At 71.6% G+C, this 24,162-nt stretch carries 19 protein-coding genes; 10 read left to right on the forward strand and 9 right to left on the reverse strand.

Annotation, left to right across the window (positions count from 1 at the left end; all coding sequences use genetic code 11):
* Positions 1 to 621 precede the first annotated feature (621 nt).
* The 4 genes from dacB to O7626_RS36325 all read left to right on the forward strand — a co-directional run bounded on the left by dacB (position 622) and on the right by O7626_RS36325 (position 6,001).
* Entirely contained in the window at positions 622 to 2,103 is a 1,482-nt protein-coding gene (dacB, locus tag O7626_RS36310; RefSeq protein WP_278066478.1) for a D-alanyl-D-alanine carboxypeptidase/D-alanyl-D-alanine-endopeptidase, read from the forward strand.
* 96 nt (positions 2,104 to 2,199) lie between these two features.
* Positions 2,200 to 3,270 carry a zinc-dependent metalloprotease gene (locus tag O7626_RS36315; RefSeq protein WP_278065464.1) on the forward strand — a complete coding sequence of 357 codons (1,071 nt, stop codon included), beginning with the start codon at positions 2,200 to 2,202 and terminating at the stop codon, positions 3,268 to 3,270.
* A gap of 7 nt (positions 3,271 to 3,277) precedes the next feature.
* Positions 3,278 to 4,330, forward strand: a complete 1,053-nt coding sequence (gene tilS / locus O7626_RS36320) for a tRNA lysidine(34) synthetase TilS (RefSeq protein WP_278065465.1) — start codon at positions 3,278 to 3,280, stop codon at positions 4,328 to 4,330.
* A 9-nt stretch (positions 4,331 to 4,339) separates the two neighbouring features.
* Positions 4,340 to 6,001 (forward strand): gamma-glutamyltransferase family protein, encoded by a 1,662-nt coding sequence (locus O7626_RS36325; protein ID WP_278065466.1) that lies wholly within the window; start codon positions 4,340 to 4,342, stop codon positions 5,999 to 6,001.
* Positions 6,002 to 6,165: 164 nt separating this feature from the next.
* Here O7626_RS36325 and O7626_RS36330 read toward each other — a convergent pair whose 3' ends face one another.
* Complete coding sequence (locus O7626_RS36330; protein WP_278065467.1) at positions 6,166 to 7,155, reverse strand: helix-turn-helix domain-containing protein; 990 nt, start codon at positions 7,153 to 7,155, stop codon at positions 6,166 to 6,168.
* 183 nt (positions 7,156 to 7,338) lie between these two features.
* Here O7626_RS36330 and O7626_RS36335 point away from each other — a divergent pair, with 183 nt between their 5' ends.
* The 4 genes from O7626_RS36335 (at position 7,339) to folE (ending at position 11,377) form a co-directional block, all read left to right on the forward strand.
* A complete protein-coding gene (locus O7626_RS36335; protein WP_278065468.1) occupies positions 7,339 to 7,470 on the forward strand; it encodes a hypothetical protein in 132 nt (43 codons plus the stop codon).
* A gap of 102 nt (positions 7,471 to 7,572) precedes the next feature.
* Positions 7,573 to 8,148 (forward strand): hypoxanthine phosphoribosyltransferase, encoded by a 576-nt coding sequence (gene hpt, locus O7626_RS36340; protein ID WP_278065469.1) that lies wholly within the window; start codon positions 7,573 to 7,575, stop codon positions 8,146 to 8,148.
* Between the two features lie 425 nt (positions 8,149 to 8,573).
* Positions 8,574 to 10,604, forward strand: a complete 2,031-nt coding sequence (gene ftsH, locus O7626_RS36345; protein ID WP_278065470.1) for an ATP-dependent zinc metalloprotease FtsH — start codon at positions 8,574 to 8,576, stop codon at positions 10,602 to 10,604.
* 95 nt (positions 10,605 to 10,699) lie between these two features.
* Complete coding sequence (gene folE, locus O7626_RS36350; RefSeq protein WP_278066479.1) at positions 10,700 to 11,377, forward strand: GTP cyclohydrolase I FolE; 678 nt, start codon at positions 10,700 to 10,702, stop codon at positions 11,375 to 11,377.
* Between the two features lie 140 nt (positions 11,378 to 11,517).
* Here folE and O7626_RS36355 read toward each other — a convergent pair whose 3' ends face one another.
* A complete protein-coding gene (locus O7626_RS36355) occupies positions 11,518 to 11,958 on the reverse strand; it encodes a hypothetical protein (protein ID WP_278065471.1) in 441 nt (146 codons plus the stop codon).
* On the reverse strand, positions 11,955 to 14,678 hold the full coding sequence (locus O7626_RS36360; protein WP_278065472.1) for an FtsK/SpoIIIE domain-containing protein: 2,724 nt from the start codon (positions 14,676 to 14,678) through the stop codon (positions 11,955 to 11,957). The genes O7626_RS36355 and O7626_RS36360 overlap by 4 nt, the downstream gene beginning before the upstream one ends.
* 193 nt (positions 14,679 to 14,871) lie before the next feature.
* Here O7626_RS36360 and O7626_RS36365 point away from each other — a divergent pair, with 193 nt between their 5' ends.
* Complete coding sequence (locus O7626_RS36365) at positions 14,872 to 15,429, forward strand: hypothetical protein (protein WP_278066480.1); 558 nt, start codon at positions 14,872 to 14,874, stop codon at positions 15,427 to 15,429.
* A gap of 45 nt (positions 15,430 to 15,474) precedes the next feature.
* Here O7626_RS36365 and O7626_RS36370 read toward each other — a convergent pair whose 3' ends face one another.
* Both O7626_RS36370 and O7626_RS36375 read right to left on the reverse strand, forming a co-directional pair.
* Entirely contained in the window at positions 15,475 to 16,104 is a 630-nt protein-coding gene (locus tag O7626_RS36370) for a hypothetical protein (protein WP_278065473.1), read from the reverse strand.
* Between the two features lie 812 nt (positions 16,105 to 16,916).
* A complete protein-coding gene (locus O7626_RS36375; RefSeq protein WP_278066481.1) occupies positions 16,917 to 19,067 on the reverse strand; it encodes an FtsK/SpoIIIE domain-containing protein in 2,151 nt (716 codons plus the stop codon).
* Between the two features lie 189 nt (positions 19,068 to 19,256).
* Between O7626_RS36375 and O7626_RS36380 the strand changes: the two genes are divergently transcribed.
* Positions 19,257 to 19,451: a hypothetical protein gene (locus tag O7626_RS36380; protein ID WP_278065474.1), complete on the forward strand. Its 195-nt coding sequence runs from the start codon at positions 19,257 to 19,259 to the stop codon at positions 19,449 to 19,451.
* Between the two features lie 210 nt (positions 19,452 to 19,661).
* On the opposite strand, the gene O7626_RS36385 is transcribed toward O7626_RS36380, so the two are convergent.
* The 4 genes from O7626_RS36385 to O7626_RS36400 all read right to left on the reverse strand — a co-directional run bounded on the left by O7626_RS36385 (position 19,662) and on the right by O7626_RS36400 (position 24,160).
* The gene (locus O7626_RS36385) at positions 19,662 to 20,216 is read right to left on the reverse strand and encodes a GNAT family protein (protein WP_278063758.1); all 555 of its coding nucleotides are present in this window, start codon (positions 20,214 to 20,216) and stop codon (positions 19,662 to 19,664) included.
* Between the two features lie 285 nt (positions 20,217 to 20,501).
* Complete coding sequence (locus O7626_RS36390; RefSeq protein WP_278065475.1) at positions 20,502 to 21,638, reverse strand: M23 family metallopeptidase; 1,137 nt, start codon at positions 21,636 to 21,638, stop codon at positions 20,502 to 20,504.
* A gap of 25 nt (positions 21,639 to 21,663) precedes the next feature.
* Positions 21,664 to 22,209: a hypothetical protein gene (locus O7626_RS36395; protein WP_278065476.1), complete on the reverse strand. Its 546-nt coding sequence runs from the start codon at positions 22,207 to 22,209 to the stop codon at positions 21,664 to 21,666.
* A 4-nt stretch (positions 22,210 to 22,213) separates the two neighbouring features.
* On the reverse strand, positions 22,214 to 24,160 hold the full coding sequence (locus O7626_RS36400) for an MFS transporter (RefSeq protein ID WP_278065477.1): 1,947 nt from the start codon (positions 24,158 to 24,160) through the stop codon (positions 22,214 to 22,216).
* Positions 24,161 to 24,162: the final 2 nt, after the last annotated feature.

The following is a 24,162-nucleotide window of genomic DNA, read 5'->3' on the forward strand; positions in this document are numbered from 1 at the left end:
CGGCGCTGGCCAACGGAACCACAACGGTCGGCACCTGCGCGGGTGATCTCGCGATTCACCTTGCCGCCGGCCTCCGAGCGGTGTTCGGACCAAAGTAGTGTCGCCTAGGCAGAATTCGACGGGGAGGAGGGGCCGGTGGGGAGTGAAGATTCACACTCGGGCCTGACCGGAGAGGACCCGCCGGAGCATCCCGCTCAGGGTCGGGTGGTGGTGCCCGGGGCCAGCGGGCCGCCACCGCCGACCGGATCCGCGCCGGTCCGGGGCCGGGCCGTCGTACCGCTGCCGACCAGCCTACCGATCCCACCACCGATCCCGCCGCACACCCCACCGCCGAACCTCCCGCCGCCGGGCACCGCACACCGTCCGCCGGCCCCGTCCGGCCGGGCCACCCCGCCGGCCGGCGCCACCGCCTGGTCCGGGCAGAACCTGCCGATCCCGCCGGCCGGTGCCGCCGGCTGGCCGGAGCGGCCCGCGCCGCCGGCCTGGCCCGGCCCTTCGGGCGGTCCGGGCGGTCCGGGTACGCCGCCCCCGGCCGGCAACCCATCGACCCCTGCCGGCAACCCATCGGGTACGCCGACACCGGCAGCCAGTGCCCCGGCCGGGGCAGCCGCCGGCGGGGCGTTGCCGGGCGACGTACCGCCGACGGCCCGGCGCGGCCGGGGACGGCTGCTCGGGGTGCTCGGCACGGTCCTGGTGCTCGCGCTCGCGGTCGCCGGGCTGGCGGTGGTCCGCCCCGGCCCGGTCGACGGCTGGCTCGGCGGGAACGCCCCGGCCACCCCCGGTGCCGCCGACCCGAGCGAACCGCCGCCGCCACCCGTACTCGCGGCCGCCGGGGCGAGCGCCCCGGCTCCCACCCCGGCGGGGGTGCGGGCGGCGCTGGCCCCGCTGCTCGGCTCCAGCGCCCTCGGCGACGAGGTGAACATCTCGGTCGTCGACGCGGTCACCGGGGAACAGCTCTACGCCAACGGTCAGGACACCCCGACCGTGCCGGCCTCGACCACCAAACTCGTCACCGCGGCGGCCGTACTCGAGGCGCGCGGCCCGGCGTACCGGATCAGCACCCGGGCGGTGGCCGGGGCGAACCCGGGCGAGGTGGTGATCATCGGTGCCGGTGACCCGACGCTGGCGGTGAACGCGACCGGCTGGTACCCGGGCGCCGGCCGGCTGGACCGGCTCGCAGCCCAGGTCAAGAAAGCGCTGGGCGGCACCGCACCGACGAAGGTGGTCGTCGACGGGACCCTCTTCCCCGGCCCGGTCGTCGAGCCGGCCTGGGACTCGGACATCCCGACCGGCGGCTTCGGCGCGGTGATCACGGCGCTGATGACCGACGGCGCCCGGAAGGACCCGCAGGACAAGGGGCGGGGCCAGGAGCGGTACGCCAAGCCGGACGAGGCGGCCGGGCGGGCCTTCGCCAAACTGCTCGGGCTGCCGAACTCGGCGGTGGTGATCGGCAAGGCACCGGCCGCCGCCGCCACCGCACCGGCCGCGGCGGCCAGCGCCAGCCCCGGCACGTTGAGCCCGGGTACCCTACTCGGCCGGGTCGAGTCGCCGCCGATGATCCGGCTGGTCGAGTACATGCTCCGGGAGAGCGACAACGTGGTGGCCGAGGCGCTGGCCCGGCAGGTGGCGCTGAGCCGGGACAAGCCGGCCTCGTTCGTCGGCGCCGCCGAGGCGGTCGACCAGGTGGTCGGCGAACTCGGGCTGCCGGCGGCGGAGAGCGCGCTCGCCGACGGCAGCGGGCTCTCCCGGGCTAACCGGGTCACCCCGAGCCTGCTCACCGACGTGTTGACGATGGCCGCCAAGCCGGACCGGCCGGAACTCGCCGGCCTCTTCCCCGGACTGCCGGTGGCGGCCTGGTCGGGCACGCTGCGCGACCGGTTCGACCGCTCCGGCGCGAAGGCGACCACGGCCGGTGCGGGTGTGGTACGCGCCAAGACCGGCACGCTGAGCGGGGTGCACGCGATCTCCGGGGTGGTGACCACCGCCGACGGCCGGCTGCTGGCCTTCGCCGTACTCGCCAACAAGGTGCCGGTGGGGCAGGACCAGGCGCAGCCCGAACTGGACCGGATCGCCACCACGCTGGCCCGGTGCGGCTGCCGCTGACCCGTTAGGAAGGGCCCCCGCTTCTACAGAATCCGATAAGCGGGGGCCCTTCCTTTCACCCGGATAGGGGTGTGAGGGGGCGGGTACGGTGGTGGTATGGCGCAGTTCGTGGACTGGGATCTGGCCGCCGCCACCGCAGGGGCGTTGGGTAAGTCGGGACCACGGGTCTCGTACGACGAGGCGACCGAGGTGGTGTCCGAGCTGCGTCGGCTGACCGACGAGGCGGCCGGTCACGTGCTCGCGTACACCGGGCTGCGGCCGCAGGTGGCCCATCCGCCGGTACGGGTGGTGGACCGCAGGGACTGGGCGGCGACGAACATCGCCGGGCTGCGTGAGGTGATCACTCCGCTGATCAACCGGCTCTCCGGGGAGAGGCCGCCGGGCGTGATCACCGACAGCATCGGCTCCCGGCTGACCGGGGTGCAGGCCGGCACCGTGCTGGCCTACCTCTCCGGCCGGGTCCTCGGCCAGTACGAGGTCTTCTCCGCCGACCCCGGCCAACTGCTGCTGGTCGCCCCGAACATCGTCGAGGTGGAGCGGAAGCTCCAGGCCGATCCGCGGGACTTCCGGCTCTGGGTCTGCCTGCACGAGGTGACCCACCGGACCCAGTTCACCGCCGTGCCGTGGATGCGCGGGCACTTCCTCGGCGAGGTGCAGGCGTTCGTGGACGCCTCCCAGGCCGGCGGGGACAACTTCCTCGACCGGCTCCGCCGCGGCGTCGGCACCCTCTCCGAGTCGGTCCGCAACCCGGAGAGCCGGGCCAGCGTGCTGGACATCGTGCAGACGCCCGGCCAGCGGGCCGTACTCGACCGGCTGACCGCGCTGATGACCCTGCTGGAGGGGCACGCGGAGTTCGTGATGGACGGTGTCGGGCCGGAGGTCATTCCGAGCGTCGAGTCGATCCGGGCCAAGTTCAACCGGCGACGCGAGTCCGGCAACCCGCTGGAAAAGGCGATCCGCAAGCTGCTCGGGGTGGACGTCAAGATGCGCCAGTACGCCGAGGGCCGCAAGTTCGTGCACGGCGTGGTGGACCGGGTCGGCATGGACGGCTTCAACAAGATCTTCAGCTCGCCGCTCACCCTGCCCCGGCTGGACGAACTCTCCGACCCGGACGCCTGGGTGACCCGGGTGCACGGCCCGGTCGGCCCGGTCGCCGCCACCGGCTGACCCGTCCGTGGCCGCCCTGCCACCGCCGGTCGCGGCGATCCGGGTCGCCGTCCGGCGGGCGCTTTCCGGCGTACCCCGGAACCGGCCGGTCCTGGTCGCCTGCTCGGGTGGCGCCGACTCGTTGGCGCTGGCCGCCGGCACCGCCTTCGTGGCCCCCCGGCTCGGCGTGCCGGCCGGGCTGGTCACCGTCGACCACGGCCTCCAGGCGGGCTCGGACCGGCGGGCCGCCGACGTCGCGCGGTGGGCCGGCGGGCAGGGGTTCGGGCCGGTCGAGGTGGCGACCGTCCAGGTCGGCGGCCGGTCCGGCGGGCCGGAGGCGGCCGCCCGCCAGGCGCGGTACCAGGCGCTTGTCGAGGCCGCCCGCCGGCACGACGCCAGCACCGTGCTGCTCGGGCACACCCGGGACGACCAGGCCGAGACGGTGCTGCTGGCGCTGGCCCGGGGCTCCGGCCCGCGCGGGCTCGCCGGGATGCCGGCCGTCCGGGAGTACGCCGGGGTGGCGCTGGCCCGTCCGCTGCTGGAGATCACCCGTGCGCAGACCCGCAAGGCGTGCGCGCTGCTCGGGCTGACCCCGTGGGAGGACCCGCACAACGTCGACGACCGGTACGCCCGGGCCCGGGTCCGGGCCGACGTGCTGCCGGTGCTGGTCCGGGCGCTCGGCCCCGGGGTGCTGGACAACCTGGCCCGTACCGCCCGGCTGGCCGCCGAGGACGGTGCCGCGCTGGACGACCTGGCCCGCACCGGTTACGCCGAGGCGCGGATCGGGCCGGCCGACGGGTCGCGGATCGGGTCGGCCGGGGAGTCGCAGGTCGGGTCGGCCGGGGAGTCGCGGGGGACGGTGCGGTTGGCCGTGCCGGTGCTGGCCGGGATGCCGCCGGCGGTGCGTACCCGGGTGCTGCACCTGTGGTGCCGGGAGCTGGGCGCGGCGCCGGCCGCGCTGTCGTACCGGCACATCGCCGCGTTGAACGCGCTGGTCACCGCGTGGCGCGGCCAGGGCGCGGTGCATCTGCCCGGCGGCATCCGGGCGACCCGGCGTGGCGGGGTGCTGCTCGCGGAGTAGACATGGGGGATGCCCGCCTCCCGACAGCCGCTCCTCGCCCCGCACGGTGCCGTCGCCACCAGCCAACCGCTCGCCGCCGCCGCCGGGCTGGCGGTACTCCGCCGGGGTGGCAACGCCGTCGACGCCGCACTGGCCACCGCGATCACGCTCACCGTGGTCCAGCCCGGCTCCAACGACGTCGGCGGCGATCTCTTCGCCATCGTCTGGGACGGCGAGCGGCTGCACGGGCTGAACGCGTCCGGCCGGTCACCGGCGCGGCTGACCCGGGAACTGGTGCTGGCCGCGACCGGCGGGCGGGGCGCCGAGCCGACCCCGGGGCACGGCGGCGCGCAGGCGGTCGGGCCGGCGATGCCGGCCTGGGGCTGGCTGCCGGTGACGGTGCCCGGGGCGCCGGCCGGCTGGCGGGACCTGCACGAGCGGTTCGGCCGGCTGCCCTTCGCCGAACTCTTCACCGACGCGGTCGGCTACGCCGAGCACGGCTTCCCGGTCTCGCCCCGGGTCGCGGCGGGCTGGGCCCGCTCGGTCGAACTGCACGCCGGGCTGACCGGCGCCGAGTACGCCGAATGGGGCCAAGTCTTCACCGTCGACGGTGGACGGGCGCCCCGGGTCGGGCAGCGCTGGCGCAACCCGGACGCCGCCGGCACGCTGCGCCGGATCGCCGCGACCGGGGCCGCGGACTTCTACACCGGCCGGATCGCCGAGACCCTGGCCGGGTACGCCGCCCGCACCGGTGGGCTGCTCGGCGGCGACGACCTGGCCGGGCACGCCTCGACCTGGGTGGAACCGGTCCGGGCCGGCTACCGGGGACACGAGGTGTGGGAACTGCCGCCGAACGGGCAGGGGGTGGCGGCACTGCTGGCATTGAACATCCTGGACGGGGTGGAGTTGGCCGGGCTCGATCCGGTCGAGCGGCTGCACTGGCAGGTCGAGGCGGTCAAGCTCGGCTTCGCCGACGCGCACGCGTACGTCGCCGACCCCGACCGGGTCTCCGTGCCGACCGCCGAGCTGCTGACCCGGGACTACGCCGCCGGCCGCCGGAGGTTGGTCACCGGCGCCGCCGGCACCCCGCCGCCCGGTGACCCGGCCCGGGGCGGCACGGTCTATCTCTGCGCCGCCGACCAGGGCGGGATGATGGTGAGCCTGATCCAGTCCAACTACTTCGGCTTCGGCTCGTACGTGGTGCCGCCCGGGCTCGGTTTCGGGTTGCAGAACCGGGGTGCCGGGTTCAGCCTCGACCCGACCCACCCGAACGTGGTGGCGCCGGGCAAGCGCCCGTTCCACACCATCATCCCGGGGTTCCTCACCAGGGACGGCGAGCCGGTGGGGCCGTTCGGGGTGATGGGCGGGCATATGCAGCCGCAGGGTCACCTGCAGGTGGTCTCGGCGACCGTGGACGACGTGCTCGACCCGCAGGCCGCGCTGGACCGGCCGCGCTGGTACTGGCACGCCGGCCGCTCGCTGCTGGTCGAGCCGGGCCTGGGATCCGGCGGGGCCTGGTCCGGTGGGGTGGGCCCGGACGTGGTCGGCGGGTTGCGCGCGCGGGGGCACGAGGTCACCGTCGAGCCGGACGCCTCCGCCTTCGGGTACGGCCAGGCGATCTGGCGGCTGCCCGACGGCGGCTACGTGGCCGGCTCGGAACCCCGGGCGGACGGTTGCGCGGTCGGCTACTGACCGGCGGTCGGGTGCCGCTGGCCGGGGCCGGAACACTCGCGCACGAGACTGTCGAGCTGCCCCGTCTGTGCGCCCACCCGCGCCCAATGCGATGCCGCGGGTGCGTCCCTTTCGTTCAGGCGGTGGCCGGTTCGATGCGCCGCGGGTGCGCCGCGCGCTGTCGTTCAGGCGGTGGCCGGTTCGGGGGTGGTGATGGTCGGGAGGCGGTCCCGGAAGGTCGACCGGTAGGCGTGCGGGGTGGCGCCGATCCGGCGGCCGAAGTGGTGCCGCAGGGTCGCGGCGTCGCCGAAGCCGGACCGGTTGGCGACCGCCTCGATGCTCAGGTCGGTCTCCTCCAGCAGCCGGCGGGCCAGCAGCACCCGCTGGTTGGTGATCCAGTCGTGCGGGGTGGTGCCGGTCTCGGCCCGGAACCGGCGGGCGAAGGTCCGGGGTGCCATGTGCGCCCGCCCGGCCAGGTCTTCGACGCTCACCGGCCGGTCGAGGTGCTCCATCAGCCAGCCGAGCACCGGCTTCAGGGTGGGCGCGGCCGGGGTGGGCGCGATCGGTGCCTCGATGAACTGCGCCTGCCCGCCGTCGCGGTGCGGCGGCACCACCATCCGCCGGGCGAGCTTGGTGGCGAGCGCCGAGCCGTGCTCCTGGCGGACCAGGTGCAGGCAGGCGTCGATCCCGGCCGCCGTGCCGGCTCCGGTGAGCAGGTTGCCGTCCTGCACGTAGAGCGAGTTGCACCGCACCTTGGCCAGCGGATACATCTCGGCCAGCCGGTCGGCGTACTTCCAGTGGGTGGTGCACTCGCGCCCGTCCAGCAGCCCGGCGGCGGCCAGCACGAACGCGCCGGAGCAGACGCTCAGCACGTACGCCCCGCGGTCGGCGGCCCGGCGCAGCGCCGCCAGTACGTTCTCCGGGATCGGGGCGCCGATGCTGTGCACGGCGGGTATGGCGACCAGGTCGGCGTCCTCGACCGGGGTCAGGTCGGCGCTCGGGGTGAGCCCGAAGCCGGAGCGGGTCCCGACGGGCCTGCCGTCGTGGGTGCAGAGGTCGAACCGGTAACCGGGGAAGCCGTCGACGGTCCGGTCGGTTCCGAAGACCTCGCAGAGGACGCCCAGCTCGAAGGGGGCCACCGGGTCCAGGGCGATCACAGCCACGTTGCGGAGCATGTATCGATGATAACCGAGACTGGCAGGAAATCGATGCTGCATGGCAAAGCTGCCACTGTCTGCATAGCACCGGACGGCGCAGACTAGGTATCACAAGCCGGTGCGCACCGGCGGCGAACCGAAAAGACCTGGTCAGGCCCGTGATCGCGAGCTTGGCCACCCGATTCGAGAGGTCACGCCGCCATGGAACTCCTCGTCCCGCTCTTCTTCGTCGTCCTGCTCCTCGCCTCGATGCTCGGACTTCCCGCCGACAGCCGTGACTCGGCCGACTGGCGGCCCAGCGAAGGTGGCTGGCGGTCGTCGCCCCGTGGCTGACGAACCGTGCCGCACAGCCCGCGCCTGGCCAGCCGGGGTGGGCACCTCGCGAAGGTGCCGCCCCGGCGACGGGCGCGAAGCGGCGTACGGCAGGCTAGGCGCATGGCTCAGGGCTCCTGGTACGACGCCGACATCGACCACGTGATCATTTCGGAGGAGCAGATCCGGGAGAAGATCGCGGAACTGGCCAAACAGGTGGCGGCCGACTACGCCGGCAACACCGACGGAATCCTGCTGGTGTGCGTACTCAAGGGCGCGGTGATGTTCATGGCCGACTTCGCCCGCGCGCTCGGCCGGTACGGGCCCCCGGCCGAACTCGAGTTCATGGCCCTCTCCTCGTACGGGCAGGGCACCACCTCCTCCGGCACGGTGCGAATCCGCAAGGACCTGGACCGGGACATCGCCGGCCGGCACGTCGTGGTGGTGGAGGACATCGTCGACTCCGGGCTGACCCTCTCCTGGCTGCTGCGCTATCTGGAGTCCCGGTCGGCGGCCAGCGTCGAGGTGGTGACGCTGTTCCGGAAGCCGGACGCGATCAAGGTCTCGGTCCCGGTGAAGTACGTCGGCTTCGACATCCCGAGCGAGTTCGTGGTCGGCTACGGACTCGACTTCGGTGAGCGCTACCGCGAGCTGCCCTACGTCGGCGTGCTCAAGCCGGAGGTCTACGCCCGGTCCTGATCCCGGCATCCTGTCCGGTACGCCCTGACCATCCTGAATGTCAGCGGCGAAATATCGAGTGTACGTACAGCGCGCTCCCAGGAAACGCGGTTACGGTATGCGGTGGTGGCGCGGAAGCATCCCGCGCCGGGCTTCCTGCCCGGTTTGACCCGAAAAATGGGGCGTACCGGATCGGGTCGCTCCGGCACCGGTCCGCCGCCACCCGGCACCCGGACGGAAGCGGACCTGTTACCCCAGGGCTCGCAGGGCCGCTCCTCGCGTTCACGGTGTACCGTCGAATGACCGCGGCGCGGTACCAAGCGCCCGGCGTCGAGGCCGGCTCTCCGGGGACGGTTTCGGCCCGCCGCTCCGGCGGCGGCAGAAGGCAACCAGACGATCAGGACGTCGATCAGGAGGGTCCGGGCGTTACGGCGCTCGACAACAGCATGGAACGTACGCGTTTCTTCCGCCGCCCGGTGGTCTGGATCATCCTGGTGATCATCGGTGCGATAGCGCTCAGCTCAGTCTTCAGTGGCGGCCCGAGCTATCACAAGGTCGAGACCAACGTGGTCCTCGACCAGCTCAACAAGGGTGACATCGAGAAGGCCATCTTCCAGGACAAGGAGCAGACGCTCCAGCTCGACCTGAAGAACTCGGCCAAGTTCGGCGACACCGACACGGACAAGATCCAGGCCCAGTTCCCCTACGAGGTGGGCGACGAGGTCTGGAACTCGGTGGCCGCTGCCAAGGCGGCCGGCCGGATCACCGGTCCGATCGACACCGAGGTCTCCGGCGACAACCTGTTCGTCTCGCTGCTGGTCAACCTGCTGCCGATCGTCATCCTCGTGATCCTGCTGCTGCTCTTCATGTCGCAGATGCAGGGCGGCGGCTCCCGGGTGCTCAACTTCGGCAAGTCCAAGGCCAAGATGATCACCAAGGACACCCCGAAGACCACCTTCGCGGACGTCGCGGGCTCGGAGGAGGCCGTCGAGGAGCTGCACGAGATCAAGGATTTCCTGCAGAACCCGGCGAAATACCAGGCCCTCGGCGCCAAGATCCCCAAGGGCGTGCTGCTCTTCGGCCCGCCCGGTACCGGTAAGACGCTGCTCGCCAGGGCCGTGGCCGGCGAGGCCGGGGTGCCGTTCTACTCCATCTCCGGCTCCGACTTCGTGGAGATGTTCGTCGGTGTCGGCGCCAGCCGGGTCCGCGACCTCTTCGAGCAGGCCAAGGCGAACGCCCCGGCGATCGTCTTCGTCGACGAGATCGACGCGGTCGGCCGGCACCGTGGCGCCGGCATGGGCGGCGGCCACGACGAGCGGGAGCAGACGCTCAACCAGCTCCTCGTCGAGATGGACGGCTTCGACACCAAGGGCGGCGTGATCCTGATCGCCGCCACCAACCGGCCGGACATCCTCGACCCCGCGCTGCTGCGGCCGGGCCGGTTCGACCGGCAGATCGCGGTCGACACCCCGGACATGGAGGGCCGCAAGGCGATCCTGCGGGTGCACGCCAAGGGCAAGCCGTTCTCGCCCGACGTCGACCTCGACGCGGTGGCCCGGCGTACCCCCGGCTTCACCGGTGCCGACCTGGCCAACGTGATCAACGAGTCGGCGCTGCTGACCGCCCGCAGCGACAAGCGGGCGATCTCCAACGAGTCGCTCGAAGAGTCGATCGACCGGGTGGTCGCCGGCCCGCAGCGCCGGACCCGGGTGATGAGCGACAAGGAAAAGAAGATCACGGCCTACCACGAGGGCGGGCACGCCCTGGTCGCCTGGGCGCTGCCGCACTCCGCCCCGGTGCACAAGGTCACGATCCTCTCCCGGAGCCGCTCCCTCGGGCACACCCTGGTGCTGCCCACCGAGGACAAGTACACCCAGACCCGGGCCGAGATGATCGACACCCTGGCGTACGCGCTGGGTGGCCGGGCCGCCGAGGAACTCGTCTTCCACGAGCCCACCACCGGTGCGGCGGACGACATCGTCAAGGCCAGCGCGCTGGCCCGAGCGATGATCACCCAGTACGGCATGAGCAGCAAGCTCGGCGCCATCAAGTACGGCACCAGCGGCGACGAGCCGTTCCTGGGCCGGAACATGGGCCACGAGCGGGACTACTCCGACGCGGTCGCCGCCGAGATCGACTCGGAGATCCGGTCGCTTATCGAGCTGGCTCACGACGAGGCCTGGGAGATCCTGGTGGAATACCGGGACGTCCTGGACAACCTCGTACTGGAGCTGATCGAGAAGGAAACCCTCTCCACCGCCGACATGGCGCGGATCTGCGCCCGGGTGGTCAAGCGGCCGCCGATGGCCCCGTACAACGGGTTCGGCAAGCGGCAGCCGTCGACCGAACCGCCGGTGCTCACTCCGGGGGAGAAGGAGAAGCTCAAGGCGCAGGCGGAGGCCGACGGGGTGCAGGCGACAATCGGAGGCGGCAACGCCGCCAACAACACCGCGCCCAACTCGGACGGCCCACACTGAGCGCAGCGAACCAGCAGGCCGCCGGCGGAAACGCCGGCGGCCTGTCCGCGTCCGGCGACCCGACCGGATCGGGTGGCCTGACCGGATCGGCTGGCCTGACCGGGTCGGCCACCGAGCCGGACGGGGACGAGGAGCTGGACTACCTGGCGGCCCGGCTGGTCAACGGCAAGCTCGGCGGCGGACCGGTCGAGGACGCCGTCGACCTGGCCCGGATTGAGAAGGCGGTCCGGGAGATCCTGATCGCCGTCGGCGAGGACCCGGACCGGGACGGCCTGGTCCGGACCCCGGCCCGGGTGGCCCGGGCGTACGCCGAACTCTTCGCCGGACTGCGCGTCGATCCGGCCCAGGTGCTCAGCACCACCTTCGAGGCCAACCACCAGGAACTCGTGCTGGTCCGGGACATCGACGTGATGAGCCTCTGCGAGCACCACCTGCTGCCGTTCCGGGGCTCGGCGCACATCAGCTACATCCCGGGCGAGAACGGCCGGATCACCGGCCTCTCCAAGCTGGCCCGGCTGGTCGAGGTCTACGCCCGCCGGCCACAGGTGCAGGAGCGGCTGACCTCGCAGATCGCCGACCTCTTGATGAGCAAGCTGGAGCCGCGCGGCGTGCTCGTGGTGCTGGAGTGCGAGCACATGTGCATGGCGATGCGCGGCATCCAGAAGTCCGGCGCCAAGACCGTCACCTCGGCGGTACGCGGTGCGCTGCAACGGGACGCCAAGTCCCGCGCCGAGGCGATGGCGCTGATCCTGGGCGCCAACCGCCCCATCTGACCGGTCTCCCGGCGGCCAGCGGCGGTCTGCCGGCGCGGCCCGCGCCATCTGGACGCTCCACCCGGCGACCGGTGTCAACCGGCCCGGCCCGTTCCGGATGCGGGCGGCCTGGATGGCGGGCGGCCTGGATTGCGGGGCCGCTAGCCTCGCGAGGAGATCAGGTAGACGCCGCCGAGGCAGAGTACCGTCAGCAGGCCGAGCACCGCCGCCGCGAGCGTGACGTAGAGCAGTACCCGGGTCCAGGGCAGCGGCCCGGCACCGGGAAGCCGGGTTACGGCGTCCGCCGCGTCCGCCGTCGCCCGGGCATCCCGGAGCGCCGCCAGCACCGCCTGCGGACCGCCGGCCATCGCCGCCCCGGCCGCCGCCACCTCCGGCTGCGACGGCACCAGGTCGGACTCGACCACACCCAACGCACGCAGCCGGGACTGCTGGGGTACCAGCCGGGCCCGCATCCCGGCCAGCTCCTCCTGAGCGCTCCGCACGCCCCGCTCCTGGTCGGCGGCGGTGGTGGCCGCGGACCGGCGTACCGCGTCCAGCCGTTGCGCGGCCGCGAGGTAGTCCTGCCAGGCGTCTCCGCTCATGCCGCACCCTCCCGGTCCGCTGGGGCGTACGGGACGACCAGGGCGGCCAGGTCGGTGCGGCGGTCGTAGAGCAGTGCCCGCGCCGGGCGGGGTCGCCACCGTACCGGCCGGCCCAGCAGCCGCACCACCTCCGGCTCGGGTACGTCGAGGAAGAGCAACCCGTCGAGCACCGGCTCGTCGGTGGGCACCGGCTCGTCGGTGGGTGCCGGCTCGTCGGTGGGTGCCGGCTCGTCGGTGGGCACCGGCTCGGTGGGGACCGACTCTTCCGCCCGTCCGCGCTCCTCGGCCGGCCCGGAGGGCTTGGCGATCAGCTCGGCGAACCGGTCCAGCGCCCGCCACCAGCCGAGCAGGTGTACGCCACGTTCCGGCCCGTCGCGTAGCAGCGCCCGGAACAGTCCCGCCGGCAGTTCGGCGGCCGCCACCAGTTCGTCCATGCCGAACGCCACCAGGTAGCCGGGGCCGCCGACCAGGTCCAGCACGCCGGCCAGCCCGGCGGCGTCCGACCGCCGCACCGGATGCTGCCGGGACAGCTCGGCGGCGAGCGCCTCGGCCGCCTTGTTCCCCGGGTCCGAGGCGGTGATCACGAATTCGACGCTGCCGGCGGGATGGGCGGCCGCAAGTCCGCGTGCCGCGCCGGTCAGGATCGCGGCCCCGGCCGGGTCCGGCCCGAGGATCGCCAGGTGCCGCCCCGGCGCCCGGTCGAGCCGCAGCGCCGCCGGGCGCGGTGACACGTCGACCAGCAGCCCGACCGGCACGCCGACGGCTGGTATCGGGCTGTCGGCCGCAGGTGGACCGGAGGCTGGTGCCGGGGGTGGCGGTGGAGGCGGAAGCAGATAGCCAGTGAAGACGGCCGGGGCGGGGGTACCGGCGGGCCGGTCCGCCCAGAGCCGGTGCCGCAGGCCGCTGAGCGCGCCCGGGTCGGTGTGCGGATCAGGAAACCGGAGCGTCCGCTCGTGCCCCCGGGTCGCGCCACGCGGCCCGCCCAGCCCACCGGCGGTGTTCACCACCGCCGTACCCAGCGGCAGGCCGGCGGCCGAGTCGTTCGCCGGCTCCAGCACGTCGGTGCCGCCAGGCAGCGCAACCCGGACCGGGAACTGCCCTAGAAACGAGTCCCGGCGGGCGCGCAGTGGGGCCAGGGCCGGTGCCGGACGCCCGCTCAGGATCAGGTGTACGCCGGCCGACCGCCCCCGCCGGGCCACCGACTCCAGCCGGGCCAGTGCCTCGGTACCGACCGCGTCCTCCTCGGCCAGCAGCAGCGGATACTCGTCGAGCACGCAGACGATCCGGGGCGAGACCGTGCCGGCCGTGTCCCGGCGGTCAAGTTCGGCATCGAGTTCCCGGAGCAGCGCGAGGCCGTACTCCCGGTCGGCCTGCATCCCGACGGCCCGGACGTGCGGCAACCACGGCCCACCCGGCGCGGCGCCGGCCACCCCGTCCGCCGGCACGAACTCGGTGAACGCCGTCCCGTCGGCGAAGTCGACCAGATAGAGCGCCAGCTCGTCGGGTCGGTAGCGGGTGCAGAGCCCGTAGAGGACGTTGACCAGGAAGGTGCTCTTGCCGGCACCGCCCCGGCCGCCGACCAGCCAGTGCGGGGTGCGTTCGTCGAAGCCGAGCTGCACGGTCCGGTCACCGTCGTGCCCGACCGGAGTGCTCAGCCCGTCGGCCGCCGACTCGGTCCAGAACCCGTCCGCCGGCTCCGGCAGCAGGTCGTCGAGGGTACGCCGGTAGTCGGCGTGGAACCTTGCGGCGAGGTCCCGGCAGACCCGGTCCAGCAGCGGCACCGGCGGGCAGTCGTCGAGGAAGACCGGTGCGTTCAGTCCGCTGCCCGGCAGGTGCGGCACCGGGGCACCGAACGAGGCGCCGGGCGGATCGCCGACCAGGGCGTACGGGTTGCGCATCGCGATCATGGTGGAGCGGGCCAGGGGTGCCTGGCTGGTCTCGGCGGTCAGCGGTGGCGGTGGCCAGCCGGCGACGACCAGGTGCAGCCCGGCCTCGGGACCCTCCCGGGCCAGTGCGCCGATCCGGGCCAGGTCGGCAGCCTCGGTCAGCTCCGGAAGCGAGCCGACCACCAGCAGCAGGGTCCGGTCGTGCCGGTGGTGGCGGGCGGTGCTCGGCCGGCTGGGGCGTACCCACTGCTCGGCCTCGGCCAGTAGGGCCCGCAGGCCGGTGCGGTCGGTGACCGGCGGCGGCATCAGGCCGGCGTCGGCGAGCGGGGCGAACGGCGCGAAGAGCTGTCCCGAGTCGGTGGCGTCGACGGCCCGCACCAGCAGTGAGCCGGCCGGGGCGGCGGCGAGCAGCCGCAGGAGCACGCAGCGCAGCATCCCGGCCACCCGGGGGTCCCGGCTGTCCGCGTCGACGGTGAGGTGGCCGGTGCCGAGCAGTGGCACCACCACCGGGAACCGGGCATCGTCCAGCGGTTGCGCGGTGCCGATCCGCACGAAGGCCGGCTGGGCGGGGCCGCCGAGCGGGGCGTCCTCGGACTGGGCGTCCAGCGGTGCGCCGAGCCAGCCCGGGGCGAGCTGGCTGGCCGCCGCGCGCAGCCGTTCGGCGAGCTCGTGCTGCTCCCGCTGGTCCGCCGGGGCCGGCCGGATCGCTTCCAGGGCGGTGGCCGCGGCGGCCGTGGTGGCGGCGGCCCGGCGGTGCAGTACGGCCGCCGTGCCGGCGGCGGCCCGCCAGCGCAGCGTGGCGGCGTGCCCCGACGGTCCCCTCCAGGTGTCCACCGCACCAACTCCCTCGTCCTGGTCTGAGACGGTATCCCAGCTCGGCGGTATCTTCGCGGACCTGCGTGGACGGTCGTGGCACAGATAGTCGGCACAGCGGATGGTAACCGGTTGCTCCCTTTTGGTTACCAATCTGGAATTCGCGCCCGTTGGGTACGCAGACGCCAGCGGCTAGCCTCAAGGGGTGGAATCAGTGCACCCTCCGACCGATTCCCAGGTGTCCCGGGTACCCACCCAGCGGACCCCGCCCGAGCACGCCGAGACTCCGCCGGTCGCACCCGCACCGGCACCACGCCGCCGGCGGCTGGGCCTGGTGCTGGCGGTGGTCGGCGGCGCACTGGCGCTGGTCTGCCTGGCCGGCGCCGCCATCGCGTACGTCGCCTACGACAGGTTCACCGCACCCGACCGGAGCGCCCCGGACGTGCTTGTGGACAACTACCTGCGGGCCTTCCTGGTCGACGAGAACGACGTACTGGCCGGGGAGTTCGAGTGCGCCGACGCCGCCGGGCTCGCCCCGCTGCGGCAGCTCCGCGCCGACCTGACGGCCCGGGAGAAGCAGTTCCAGATCACCTTCGTCGTCAAGTGGGGGCCGCTGGACATGCGGGTCCAGGGCGAGCGGGCCGACGTCTCGGTCCAGCTGGTCATCTCGTACCTGGTGGACAACCTCTCCCAGACCGAACACCAGCGGTGGCGCTTCGGCGTCGTGCAGGACGACGGCTGGCGGGTCTGCACGGCCGACCCGGTGAGTTGAGCGCACACCGGCCGCGCACCCGGTCCTTCGGCCCGGGACGCCCGGTCACTCGATCCAGAGCAGGTGCACCGGCACCTCCAGCGTGGTCGGCGGACGGCCGCTCCACGCCCAGCGGTACCAGTCGAGTTCGGCAGTGACGCGTACGCAGATGTCCCCGTCGTCGCTGGTGTAGACCTCGGTGACCGCCCGCAGGTCGCGCCGCTCGACGGAGTCGGAGACCTGCACCACCCGGCGGCCGGCGACGGCGTCCGCCTCGACCACCGGCACCGGAGCCCGGTGCGTCGGCGCGTCCAGCGACACCAGCCGGGAGATCACGTCCGGCCGGGCGGGGCGGGGGATCGGCGGGGTGGTGGCGTCCCAGACCGAGGGCTCGCCGAGGGTCTCCACCCAGACCCGGTCCGCCGGCACCAGCGGGGCGAAGACCTCGATCTGCTCCGCCTCGGCCCGGTACCACTCGTGCTCGGCCAGCACCGGCACGTACGTCCGGCTGCCCTGTACCACCCGCTCGTCCGCGCGCAGGTCGCCCCGCCAGCCGAGCCCGGGGAGCCCGACCAGTACCCGGCGGCCCCGCAGGTCCGTCCGGCCGGCAGCGGCGGCGATCACGACCGGCCGGGGCGGCACGGGAGCCCAGTCGGGCTGGCCGGCGAACGGATCGGGAAGGGGATCGTGGCTCACGGATCGCTCGACCTACCTGTGGCTGCTCGACGGAACGCGCTCGGCGCCTGACACCGCCATTCTCCAGGCTCTCGCTTCGACGGCAACACAGTGCGTGACGGTAGCCGACCGGATCAGTCCAGGCCGTGCTCTCTTGGGGCGGTGTCGAGCACCCAGGCGAGCGGCATCTTCGCCGCCGCCTGGTAGTGGTTGCCATCGAGCCGGTACATGGTGACGGTCTGGCCGGGATCCTGGCCTGCGTTCCGCAGCTTCGCGTCGATATAGTCGGCTCGCGGGATTGAACCTGCAGGTCAGCGGGTTGCGGCCTGGCGGAAACCGGGAAAACCTCTAGTGACACGTTTGCCTGTGGATATCTTCGTCTAGCTGTGGATCTATCGGTCGAGCCCTAGTCGGTGTACGGTCTGGGCCGTGTACGTGAAGGCGTCGACGCGTAAGACCCGCAGCGGGCCGCCTGATCGTCGACCAGATCCGCGACCGCCTTCCGCGCGGCCCGCTTCGCGGCTTCCTCATCGAGTACCGGGCCGGCCAGGGGCAGCCTCGGCCCGTCAGCGGCGATCCGTTCCCGCAACCCCCCCAGCTCGTCAGACTGACGTACCGGCTACGGACGATCTCATCGGCCACGGTCATCGTGCCAGCGTAACGAGCCGTGCCCGGATCGCGCTCGTCAGGCCGAGAGCAACTGGCTGGCTGCGCGGGATTGTCGGCTTGGTAAATCGGGAGGCTCGGACGGAGACCTTATCCGTGAATCCACGAACGACTGACAGCTTCTCTGTTAATGTGGGTGTCCGTATGCAGAACGGCCGCGTCGTTCATCAGACCGCGTAAGGCACGACCGTCTGGTATGGCGGGTTGTGCTCAAGGTCGATGAGCAGAACGCGGTTCCGTCGCGGAGGATCCGGCTCTATAAATACCTTATTCGGAGTCAAAGGTAGATCGGACACGGTTGCGCCGACCAGCACCGTCGCGGTGATCAATTCGGACTGGCTGGCCATGCGAAATAGCCTACGATAATGGCTTGCTCGCCGCCACCAACCGATCACGTGAATTCCCCGGAGTGGGCCTCGGTCGAGGATTTGGAGAAGGTTGTTCGACACGGCTCGCTCTTCCTCGGACGCCGGGCTTCCGCTGTCCGCAAGCGTGTCTAACGGAAATAGCACGAGGAAGTGGGGCAGCGGATCGCCGAAGGCAAGATTCAGGACGCCGCCAAGGTCACGTTGACCGTACACGTCGAAATCCCGCCGGCCGGCGTCTCGCCGGAGCCGCATGGCGTCATGGTGCGCAGCGTCGTCCAGGCCGACCAGGGTGAACCTTGCTTCTCCGGGGGCAAACTGCCGCGCCAGCGTCGTGACCGCCGCGCAGATTACTGCGTGCGCCAGGTCGTCACGGTTGCCAACGAGGGCGAGGTTGCGGCCCGCCCGCCGTTCGAAACGAACGAAGGCGGGGCGGTCTAGCACGTCGATCGCGTGGCCGACAGCGGCTACTGGGGCAACCCGCGATCCCGGCTGGAGCAGACCTAAGGTGGGGACGTTACCGAGCTTCGGCGCAACGTCTCCATCGAAGATTACTGGTGGTTCGCTTTCCGGAGACCGCATCTCCCAGAGACGGCGACGCAATTCGGCCCAGTCGTCTGGATTGTCCGCGAGCGGCACCCGGACGATCCGGTTGGCGTCGCGACTGCCAGAATCGGGATTGACCACGGCGTGGTTCAGCGGAATTTCGTCGGCTGCGCCGTTCCTCTCGGCGAGCACTCGACGTGCTCGGGGCAACGCCACCCGTAGGCCAAATTGGGCCACGAGGCCCGGCCGGCCCCAAAGTACCTCGACGCCCGTGACCTCCTGACTGGCGAGGATGAGGTGAATACCCATGGCACGTCCACGCCGGGCTAGATCCTCGAGGAGTTTGGCGCATTCCGTGGCAACGCTGTGCCGCCCAGCCAGCATCCACTGAAATTCGTCCACCACGGCGAGCGTCCGTGGCCAGTGGCCATCTCGATCCCGTCGACGCAATTCTTCGATAGTGGTTGAGTGGTGCCGCCGCGCTGCCGCTGCTCGTCGCCGCAACTCCCACGACAGATGCTGAAGCAAGGCGAGACCGAACTCCGGGTCGGAGTTTATGTTGACGCCGACCAGCCGGACATGAGGGATCCACGGCTCACGATGCACGTCAGGCGCGAACCAGTTGAAAGAGACACCCTCCTTGAAATCTAGCAGGTAGATTTCGAGTTCGTCCGGCGAGTAACGCGTACACACCCCGGCCAGCAAGGCGAAGATGAAGTTTGTCTTCCCGGAGCCGCTCGGGCCGACGATCAGGCCGTGCGGTGGTCGATCGCCCAGTTCGATTTTGACTGACGCCCGGAGCGGATCGAGACCGACGGTTGCGACCAGCCCGGTCGCCGACGATTCCTTCCACCACTCGCCCGCTATCAGGTCGGCAAATTCGAGCGTTTCCGGGACAGGTAACTGCCCGCTCCATGTTTGCTGCCTTGGATCAATCCGATCCAGGTTCCATTGGACCTCGGCGAGTTTAGCGCTCATCTGTGCCAGTTCCCGCCGCAAATGATCGATCAACTGGATAACCGGATGATGCTGCTCGTCAGCCGCTGCGGAAGGCCGCTCGACCGGCGGGCGCGACCGGCGGTCGAGGGCCGGTTGCGGCGAGCTGGCTCGTCGCGCGTAATAGATCGGGGCCAGCCGCGTCCAAGCTCGCTCCCATTCAAGGTACTCATCGAGCCCGACTCCGCAACATGTCAGGAACGTTGTCAAGAAGTTCTTTCGAGGAAGGACGTGACCGCCGAGGACCTGACCGATCATGGTCTTGGACAGCGACTGGCCGTTGCGCAACGCCAACGCGCTCAGAGAGCGATAAGACGGTCGATCCGCCATGATCCACAATCGGGTCAGGCACTTCGCGAAGTCTTCTTTGTCGGAAACGGCATTGAGAGCAGCACGGAGTTCATCGGTCATCTCCACCAGGCGAGGTTATCCAACACCCGCCGAACTCTCAACGTCGTCCTGCACTGTCCCTAGCTGTCCCGGAGCGTCCACCGACAGTTTTTTGTTGTCCCGTTCCGCACCTTTCCAGGCCTTTGCGCTGGCGCCACCGCTGGGATCTGCGATTTGATCCTCGCAGCGACGAGCCTGGAGGAGGGCAACATGACATCGCCGTTGACGCTAATCTGGATCGCAATTTTCATCATCACTGCCGCCTTCTTGGGTACCGTAGCCGGCGCACTGGCCTGGCTAGACCAGCGCAGGTTGGCGCATGCCGTCCTGGTCGGCGGTGGCGCGGCCGGCGGTCTACTCGCGGTCGCAATCGCTGCGGCCGCTCTTCTGGTCGGTCTCGATTGATGCTTCATTACTGAGGTCAATGCTGATTATGAGCAGCTACGCTGCGTGCAACGCCTCTACAGAGAATGATCATTCGCACTGTTCTCGGCACGACCGGACGTTCTCCCATTTGGGCGTACCAGCATTGAAGGCTACCGAGGGTGACGGATGCTCCGGCGCGGGCGCGCACGATCAGCGGCAGATCGGAGGTTGGCCGAGCGCTCCTCAGGGTTACTGCTCGGCGTCGGGAAAGGTGACCTGGAACAGCAGGTGGTCCTGCCATCGGCCGGCGATCTTGAGGTACTCCGGTGCTCGGCCGTATTGTACGAAGCCGTTCTTGATCAGAACCCGCTGGGACGCTTCGTTGTCAACCAGGGTTTCCGCCTGGAGTCGATGCAGGCCAAGTTGGTCAGAGGCGGTCCGCTTGGCGGCAGCCACCGCTGCGGAGGCAAATCCCTGACCATTGCGGTCCTGAGAGATCCAGTAGCCGATGCTCGCGGACTGGAACGCCCCTCGAATGATGCTGCTGATGTTCAGCGTGCCGACGAGATCTCCGGTCCTGTCGACTATGACCATCGGCAGCGCGGTGCCGTTCTCCGCCGCTTGGAGGCTCGCGAGGGCGGCGTGCTCCTGTCCCTCGTCTGTGAAGTGCTCCTCCGGGCGCAGCGGACTCGCCGGCGCCAGGAATTCTCGGTTGGCCCGGGTGAGTTGGGCGAGTGCCGGAATGTCCTTGCGCTCCAAGGGACGCAGGAGCGAGCGAGCCGCTGTGAGCGCTTCCACCACCATGCCACCTCAACCTGTTCTACACGTGCGTTCACGATGCATGATGCCAAGGGGACTTCCAGTTCCCTAATTCGGCGTGATCGGATGCACTCACTTCGGCATGAGCGGAAGCCGAAACTCCTCCTCGCCGAGGCGCCGCGGCTGTGGCGTTCAAAGCTGGTTAGTGCTTCTTCCGCTTGCCATCGCGTCCAGCACGGCCGCCGCCGCCAACATCTGACGCCTCGGCCGGCCCCCAAGCGTCACCGCAATCTAGGACGCTTGCAGTCGTCGCACGTTGCATCTGATGCATCACCGCTCATTTCCGGTGAGCGGTGCGCCCCGGTCCCGCATGAACGGTACCGGGTCGGTGGCGCCGTGCTTGCTCCGGTCACCGCGCAGGTGCACCTCGAAGTGCAGGTGCGGCCCCGACGAGTTGCCGCTCGACCCGACCCGCCCGATCACCTGCCCGGCCTCCACCATGTCGTTCTTCGAGACCAACGGTCTCTGGACCAGGTGGCAGTACCGGGTGATCACACTGCCGGCGTGCAGGATGTCGACGAACCAGCCGCAGCCGCCCTTGCCGGGAAAGCCGTCCACGTCGCAGCTCAGCCGGCCCCGCCGGTCCGGGTCGCAGCGGGACACCAGCACCCGGCCGGCCGCCGCCGCCCGGATCTTCGTGGTGTACTTCGCCGCCCCGATGTCGACCCCCTGGTGCGAGGGCCGGCTGGCGGTCCGGAAGCCGGAGCCCACGGCACCGGGGATCGGCGCGGTCCAGCCGGAGGCGGCGATGTCCGCCCCGTCGGCGCAGCCGAGCCCGAGGTCGGTGCCGGCGGCCCGGGCGGCCCCGCCGGTAAGCGCGTTCACGATCTCGGTGGCCAGCGGTTCGTGCTTGGCGTACGCGTCCGGGAAGGCGCTGATCTGCACCGCCTGGGCGGCCCGGGTCAGCGAGCGCTGCTGCCAGTTCTTGATGGTCTTCAATTTTTCGTAGAACTTCCGGGCCGCGTACTCCGGGTTGCGGATCTGCTCTGGGGTGCCCCAGCCGGTGCTGGGACGCTGCTGGAAGAGCCCGAGCGAGTCGTGGTCGTTGCGGTCGCCGAGGTGACCGTGGTTGTTCAGCGCGGACTCCTGCATCGCGGTGGCGACCGCGATCACCCAGGCCCGGGGTGGCAGTCCCATCTCCCGGCCGACCTTGATGATGATCGCCGCGTTCCGCATCTGGCTCGTCTTGTACGGCCCGACCAGCGGCAACTCGCCGTCGATCTTGATCGGTTCGGTGTCGCCGCAGCCGAAGGTGGCCGCCGCCATGTTCTCCTCCTCGGCGGCGAACATGGTCACCACGAACGCGCCGGTGCCACCGACACAGCAGAGCAGCGCGAGTACCCCGGTCAGCGCCATCGCCAGCGCCACCCGGCGTACCGGCCGTCGGACCGGACCGCCGTCGGTCATCCCGTCCCCACCTCCCCGCGCCCGCTCAGCGCCGTTGCCAGTCCACCGTGTCCACCCGCCAACGCCCCGACGACGCCACCAGGCCGAGCCGCAGCTCGCCGGAGTCCACCGGTACGACCACCTCGACCAGGCTGTCGTTCTGGGGTACGACGACCAGCTCGCCGGTGATCCGGTCGGCCGGCACGGTGGCCGGGTCGACGCCGGTCAACTGCTCGGTCAGGTTCTCGGTGGCGAGCGGTCGCAGCCCGGTGTGCCACTCCTCGGCGGTGGTGTCCCGGTGGTCGAGCCAGGCGGTGGCGAACGTCCGGGCCACCTGCGCCGGCTCGGGCGCCCCGGGGCTGGTCCGGGGCGACGGCTCGGTGGTCACCGTCAGCCCGTCGTCGCCGGCCGCCGGGTCGGTGACCTCGATCGGGCCGGGGGTGCCGCCGATCAGTCCGGGACTGTCGTCGCCGGGCCCGGCGACCAGCCGGGCGGCGCCGACGATCCCGACCACCAGCACGGCGATGACGACCGCGATCCCGAGCCGGGACCGGAGGAGCCGGGTGAAGAGGAACTCGATCGCCCGCCGCATCGGATCACCTGGCCTCGGAGCGGATCCGGGGGGACGGCGCGGGTGCGGGGGCGGGTGCGGAGTCGGGCCGGTAGATCACGTAGGAGGGGTTCTCCACGGGTACGTCGGGCTCGGTCCACTCCGCCGGCCGGCGCCGGGACGGCCGACCGGTGGGCCGGGAGCCGGAGCCGCCGGCCGGGGCGTCCGCCGCCGGGGCCTCGGCCGGGTCGGTACGCCGGTCGGCGCCGCTCTCCGGGCGGCTGTCGCCCCCGCTCTGCAGCGGGTCCTCGTGCCGGGCCTCCGGGCGTACGTTCGTCTGCTGGATCACGACGCTGCGGTTCTTGATCCGGATGTCGGCGCGGTGATCCGGGTCGTCGTCGAGCCGGGAGGCGGCCCGCATGTCCCGGAAGAAGCGCCGGTGCCACGAGCCGGGCGAGGCGATCACCTGACTGCTGTCCCGGCCGCCGCCGAGCTGGGTGATCCGGCGGTACGGCCGCAGCAGCAGCCAGCCCACCACCCCGCAGAGCCAGACCAGCACCACCTGGAGCCAGCCGGGGATCGTCGAGGTGCTCATCACCAGGTCGACGGCGAAGAGGTAGATCGCCGCGCCGGTGCCGAAGATGGCGATGTTGAACACGGCGGCGACCACGGCGTTGCCGAGCCGGCGCAGCCCGGCACTGGCCGGGCGGAGCAGCCCGATGGTGCCGAGCACCGGTGCGGCGATCACCGCCCACCGGAACAGCAGGAAGCCGAGCAGCACCAGCAGGGACGCGGTCAGGTCGAACATCGCGAAGAGGATCGCGGCCAGGATGGCGATCAGCCCGGCGCCGATCCGGTCCGAGTCCCGGGCGCCGCGCAGATACTCGTACGCCTCCGGGTCCTCCTTCTGGACCTCCGCGGCGACCTTCATCCACTGTTCCTGCTTGGCCTCCACGGCGCTCGCCCGGGTGCCCGGGTTGGCGGCGATCCGGGCCGCCTCCTCCCAGGTGAACGCCTTGGCGTCGTAGAGCGCCCGGCCGTACTTGCGGGCCGTCTCGCTGTCCGAGGAGCCGAGCGCGCCGCGCAGCCAGTTCCGGTAGAGCATCGACTCGGTGGCGGTGTCGGCGGCCCGCAGTGCCGGCGGGCGGTTGTCCTTGCAGCCGGCCGGGTTCAGCGAGCCGCACCGGTCGGCCGGGAGGCTCCGGTCCCGGGGGCCGACCGCGTCGTGCACCACGTTCAGGGTGGTGACCAGGGTGTCGTCGGCGACGTTCGCGGAGCGTACCGGCCAGGCGGCGATCGCGGTCACCGCGACCATCACCAGCACCGCCCAGCCGGCGGTGGTCATCGCGTTGCTCATGTCGGACTGCCGGGAGCGCCAGAGCAGATAGAGGCCGACGACGCAGAGGGTGATGATGCCGAAGACGCTGAACACCCGCTCGTAGACGGCCTTGGTGGCCTGCTCGACCAGCGGGTCGGCCCAGTCCCACATGCTGCTCGGTTCCCAGGCCCGCTCGCGCAGCGCGTTCGAGGCGCCGATGATCCCGGCGGCGATCCGGATCTCGCCGTCCGCGATCTTGTTGAAGACCTTGCTGCCGGGGTCGATCACGTCCGAGGCGCAACCGCCGGAGTCGTCGTAGGTCTCGTAGCTGTAGCCGGCGTTGCCGTACTCGGTGTACATCCCCTTCACACCCGGCTTGTTGCTCGCCTCCGGGCGGGTGGGGGAGAAGTAGCCGCCGAACCCCTGGTCCGGGGCGCTCGGCGTGGGCGCCTTGACGCAGTCCCGGATGTTCTGGCCGACGTTTTCGAGGCGCTGGACGCAGTCCCGGAAGTTCGCCTCCCACTCGGCGGTGGTGCAGAGCGCGACCTTGGCCCGGGTCGGCACCGGTGCGGCGGAGGCGGGCGTGGCGGCGCCGAGCACCGGCCAGACCAGGGTGGCGGTCGCCAGCACGCCGATCGTGAGCAGCAGGGCGGCGACGCGGGCTCCCAGCCTCATGG

Origin of the sequence: Micromonospora sp. WMMD1102 (assembly GCF_029626265.1) — a bacterium.
GTDB lineage: Bacteria > Actinomycetota > Actinomycetes > Mycobacteriales > Micromonosporaceae > Plantactinospora.

Excerpts from the sequence above, each read along its gene's own strand:
- hpt (WP_278065469.1), top strand. The coding sequence starts at position 7,573 with ATGGCTCAGGGCTCCTGGTACGACGCCGACATCGACCACGTGATCATT.
- O7626_RS36325 (WP_278065466.1), top strand. The coding sequence starts at position 4,340 with ATGCCCGCCTCCCGACAGCCGCTCCTCGCCCCGCACGGTGCCGTCGCC.
- O7626_RS36390 (WP_278065475.1), bottom strand. The coding sequence starts at position 21,638 with ATGACCGACGGCGGTCCGGTCCGACGGCCGGTACGCCGGGTGGCGCTG.
- O7626_RS36380 (WP_278065474.1), top strand. The coding sequence starts at position 19,257 with ATGACATCGCCGTTGACGCTAATCTGGATCGCAATTTTCATCATCACT.
- O7626_RS36355 (WP_278065471.1), bottom strand. The coding sequence starts at position 11,958 with ATGAGCGGAGACGCCTGGCAGGACTACCTCGCGGCCGCGCAACGGCTG.
- O7626_RS36330 (WP_278065467.1), bottom strand. The coding sequence starts at position 7,155 with ATGCTCCGCAACGTGGCTGTGATCGCCCTGGACCCGGTGGCCCCCTTC.
- ftsH (WP_278065470.1), top strand. The coding sequence starts at position 8,574 with ATGGAACGTACGCGTTTCTTCCGCCGCCCGGTGGTCTGGATCATCCTG.
- O7626_RS36400 (WP_278065477.1), bottom strand. The coding sequence starts at position 24,160 with ATGAGGCTGGGAGCCCGCGTCGCCGCCCTGCTGCTCACGATCGGCGTG.
- O7626_RS36395 (WP_278065476.1), bottom strand. The coding sequence starts at position 22,209 with ATGCGGCGGGCGATCGAGTTCCTCTTCACCCGGCTCCTCCGGTCCCGG.
- O7626_RS36315 (WP_278065464.1), top strand. The coding sequence starts at position 2,200 with ATGGCGCAGTTCGTGGACTGGGATCTGGCCGCCGCCACCGCAGGGGCG.
- O7626_RS36385 (WP_278063758.1), bottom strand. The coding sequence starts at position 20,216 with ATGGTGGTGGAAGCGCTCACAGCGGCTCGCTCGCTCCTGCGTCCCTTG.
- O7626_RS36375 (WP_278066481.1), bottom strand. The coding sequence starts at position 19,067 with ATGACCGATGAACTCCGTGCTGCTCTCAATGCCGTTTCCGACAAAGAA.
- O7626_RS36335 (WP_278065468.1), top strand. The coding sequence starts at position 7,339 with ATGGAACTCCTCGTCCCGCTCTTCTTCGTCGTCCTGCTCCTCGCCTCG.